Annotated in this window: 1 protein-coding gene; it reads right to left on the bottom strand. The window is 69.7% G+C overall.

Features of this window, described 5'->3' with window-relative positions; translation table 11 throughout:
• Positions 1–4,634: non-ribosomal peptide synthetase (locus G4D83_RS23700; RefSeq protein WP_163867071.1), on the bottom strand; the 4,634-nt coding region annotated here is incomplete at both ends.

Genomic DNA, 4,634 nt, shown 5'->3' on the forward strand with positions numbered 1-4,634 from the left:
CCAACTCGCGAACGAGCACGCCGGAGGACCAGCCGTCGGAGACGATGTGGTGGACGGTGACGAGGAGGACGTGCTGCTGGGCGTCCAGGCGCAGCAGGGTGGAGCGGAAGAGCGGACCTCGGGCGAGATCGAACGGACGCATCGCCTCTTCACCCGCGAGTCGCCGGACTTCGGACTCCTCGTGTCCAGTCAGGTCCACCACCGGCATCGAGAAGTCAGGGGTGGAGTGAATGACCTGGACGGGCTCGCCGCCGTGCTCCGCGAAGGTGGTCCGCAACGACTCGTGGCGCTCGATGAGCGCGCGGAAGCCGTACTCCAGGGCCGCGACATCCAGCACTCCGGAGACCTGGAGGGCGATGGGAATGTTGTAGGCGGGATTGCCTGGCTGGAGCTGGTCGATGAGCCACAGGCGCTGCTGGGCGAAGGACAGCGGCGGCGCACCCGTGCGAGCCATGGGTACCAGGGGCGGAGCCGCCGAGGCCTGGGGGTGTGAGGCACTGGCGATGCGCTGGGCGAGCGCCGCCACGGTGGACGCCTCGAAGAGCGCCCGCAGGGGCAGCTCGACCTTGGCGGCGGCGCGGATGCGGCTGATGACCTGGGTGGCCAGCAGCGAGTGCCCGCCGAGGGCGAAGAAGTCATCCGTGATGCCAACGTGTGGCAGTCGCAACACGCTGGCGAAAGCCTTCGCGAGCTGCGCTTCCAGGAGCGTGCGCGGAGGCACGTACACGGCGGAAGCGGAAGCGGAGGCCTCCGGGGCGGGCAGCGCCTTGCGGTCCACCTTGCCGTTGGCGTTGAGCGGCAGCGCGGGCAGCGTGACGAAGGCCGAGGGCACCATGTACTCCGGCAGTCGCTGCTGCAGGTGGGCGCGCAGCGAGACGGTGTCCAGCGCGTCAGGACCGGACGCCACTCCATACGCCACCAGCCGCTTGTCGCCGGGCACGTCCTCCCTCGCCACCACCACCGCGTCCTTCACCGACGCGTGTGCGCGCAGCGACGCTTCGATTTCGCCCAGCTCGATGCGATAGCCGCGCACCTTCACCTGGAAGTCCAGTCGGCCCAGGTACTCAATCGTCCCGTCCGCTCTCCAGCGCGCCTTGTCTCCGGTGCGGTACATCCGCGCGCCGGCCTCGCTGCTGAAGGGGTTGGGCACGAACCTCTCCGCCGTCAGGTCCGGCCGGCCCAGGTATCCCCGCGCCAGGCCTTCACCCGCGAGGTACAGCTCGCCGGGCACGCCCAGCGGCGCCAACCGCATCCGCTCATCCAGCACGTAGGCCCGCAGGTTGGGCAACGGGCGACCGATGACGGGCACCGCCACCGCGGACTGCTGCACGCACCAACTGGTCGCGTACACCGTGCACTCGGTGGGGCCGTAGGCGTTGAAGGTCTTCGTGCGGGCCGTGCGCGACAGCGGCAGCCACAGTGTCTCGCCCATGGCCTCGCCCGCGCACACCACCATGCGCGGCACGTGTGACTTCTCCAGGAGGCCCGCTTGCAGCAGCAGCGTCAGTTGGGCGGGCGTGCAATCCAGCACGTCCACCTTCTGCTGCTCCAGCCACTCCAGCATCGCCTCCGGGTCCTTGCGGGTGTCCTCCGGCACGAGGCACAGGCAGTGGCCGTCCACCACATGGAGGATCTGCTCCATGGAGACGTCGAAGAAGATGGGCGCGTTGACACTGAAGCGCAGGCCTTCGAGGGGCTGGCCCGCGTAGAGGACCTGGGCGGTCGCGGCCCTCAGGTGCAGCCACGAGCGGTGCTGCACCATGACGCCCTTGGGCTTGCCGGTGGAGCCCGAGGTGTAGATGACGTAGGCGAGGTTGTCCGCGCCGGAGGACGCCGACACATTGTCCTGGGGAAGGGCCGCCAGCGTTGCCGCCTGGAGGTCGAGGCACACCAGGTGCTTCACTCGCGGCTGCCATGCCTCGGCCAGGTGCCGCATGGTGAGCAGCACGGAGGCTCCGCAGTCCTCGAGGACGAAGGACCTGCGCTGCGCGGGCGCCGCCGGGTCGATGGGCACGAAGGCGCCACCGGCCTTGAGTACGGCCAGCAGGGCGACGATGGCCTCCGGGGTGCGCTCCAGGCACAGGCCCACGCGCACGTCGGGGCCGACCCCCAGCGAGCGCAGGTGCCAGGCGAGCTGATTGGCGCGGGCGTTGAGCTCGTGGAAGGACAGCGCCAGGTCCCCGAGCCGCACGGCTGGGGCCCGTGGCGTGCGGACCGCCTGCTGCTCGAAGAGGGTGTGGAGGCAGGTCTCGCGCGGGAAGCTGGCCGTGGCGCCGTTCCACTCCACCCGCAGCCGTTGGTGCTCTTCGGTCGTCTGGAGTTCCAGGGTGGACAGCGCCACGTCTGGTGCAGCCAGGGTCCCTTCCAGCAGGCTTTGGAGGTGTGCCAGGAGGCGCTCCGCAGTGGAGCGCTCGAACAGCTCGGTGCTGAAGACGAGCCCGCCGCGATAGCCGTCCGGCGTGCGCGTCAGGCTCAGGCTCAGCTCGAACTTGGCGGAGTCGGCGTCGACTTCCACGCTCCGCAGCGTGAGGCCGGGCAGGACCAGCTCCGTGCGCGGCGTGTTCTGCAGGACGAACATCGCCTGGAACAGCGGCGTGCGGCTCAGGTCTCGCGCCGGTTGCAGCTCTTCCACCAGCTTCTCGAACGGCACGTCCTGGTGATCGTAGGCGCCGAGCGTGGTGTCACGCACCTGGGCCAGCAACTGGCGGAAGGTGAGCTCCGGGGTGAAGCGGGCGCGCAGCACCAGGGTGTTGATGAAGACGCCAATGAGGCTCTCCGTCTCCGAGTGGCGGCGTCCGGCGATGGGCGAGCCGACCAGCACGTCGTCCTGGCCCGAGTAGCGCTGCAGGAGGGCCTGGAAGGCGGCGAGCAGCACCATGAAGGGGGTGGCGTCCTCGCGCTTCGCGAGGGCCTCGACCGCTTCGCTGAGCCCGGATGGCAGCGCCACCGGCACCGAGGCGCCCAGGTTCGAGAGGGCCGCGGGCCGAGGCTTGTCGGTGGGCAGCTCCAGCGCGTGAGGAGCGCCGGCGAGCAGTTGCTTCCACCAGCCGAGCTGCGCATGGAGCGTCTCTCCTTGTAGCCAGGAGCGCTGCCAGACCGCGTAGTCGGCGTACTGCACGGGCAGTTGGGGCAACGGCGAGGGCTGGCCGTGGAGGAAGGCCTCGTACAGAGCGGCCAGCTCCCGCACCAGCACGCCCATGGACCACCCATCGGAGATGCCGTGGTGCATGCACAGCAGCAGTACGTGTTCGGCGGGCGCCAGCCTCAGCACCGTGGCGCGCAGCAGCGGACCCGCTGCCAGATCGAAGGGGCGCAGGGCATCTTCGGTGGCAAGTCGCCGGGCCCGGGCCTCGCGCTGCTCGGCTGGCAGCGCGCTCAGGTCCACCACCTGCATGGGCTGTATCGCGGCGGGGTGGATGACCTGCCAAGGCTCGTCGCCTTCGGCCTGGAAGGTGGTGCGCAGCGCTTCATGACGGAGCACCAGCGCCTCGAAGGCACGCTGGAGTGCCGACAACTCGAGTGTGCCCTCCAGTCGCAGAGCGGTGGGGATGTTGTAGGCGGGGGAGCCCGGCTGGAGCTGGTCGATGAGCCAGAGGCGCTGCTGAGCGAAGGAGAGAGGCAGCACGCCGGTGCGAGGAACGGGGCGCACGGGTGGCGGCTGGAGCGAGGAGTGGAGGTGGGCGGAGTCGATGCGCCGAGCGAGGGCTGCGAGGGAGGGGGCCTCGAAGACGGCGCGTAGGGGCAGCTCAGCGCCGAAGCTGGAGCGAATGCGGGAAACGAGCTGGGTGGCGAGAAGCGAGTGGCCACCGAGGGCGAAGAAGCTGTCGTTCAATCCGACGCGCTCGACGCGAAGCAGTTGCAGCCAGAGGGAAGCGAGCTGCAACTCGGTGGGCGAGGAGGGAGGGAGGAAGGCGTGGTCGTGCTGGGAGTCGGGAGCGGGAAGGGCCTTGCGGTCGAGCTTGCCGTTGGGAGTGAGGGGCAGGGCCTGCAGCGAGACGAAAGCCGAGGGCACCATGTACTCGGGCAGAAGCCGGAGTAGTGCGGAGCGAAGAACCTCCGTCTCAGGAGCCTGGCCGTCGGTGGAAGGCACCAGATAGGCGACGAGGTGCTGGTGGCCAGGGACGTCGTGGCGCACGAGGGCGACAGCGTCATGCACGCCGGGCTGCTGCAGGAGAGCGGCTTCGATTTCACCCAGCTCGATGCGCTGGCCGCGCAGCTTCACCTGGAAGTCGACACGGCCGAGGTACTGGAGGGTGCCGTCAGCGAGCCATCGCGCCTTGTCACCGGTGCGGTAGAGCCGAGCACCGGGCTGGGCACTGAAGGGGTTGGGTACGAAGCGCTCAGCGGTGAGCTGAGGGCGCCCGAGGTAGCCGAGGGCCAACTGAGCGCCACCGAGGAAGAGCTCTCCAGGCACGCCGATGGGCAGCGGGTGAAGGGCCGAGTCGAGGACGTAGGCGAGGGTATTGGCCACGGGGCGGCCAATGGGAAGGGTGAGGCCGGACTCCAGGCCCGAAACCTCGGCGAAGGTGGCGTCGATGGTGACTTCGGTGGGGCCGTAGAGGTTGACGAGCCGGACGGAAGGCAGGGCGGCTCGCAGGCGGGAGGCGGACTCGGAGGGAAGAGCTTCGCCGCCG

It is taken from the genome of Myxococcus eversor, assembly GCF_010894455.1.
Lineage (GTDB): Bacteria > Myxococcota > Myxococcia > Myxococcales > Myxococcaceae > Myxococcus > Myxococcus eversor.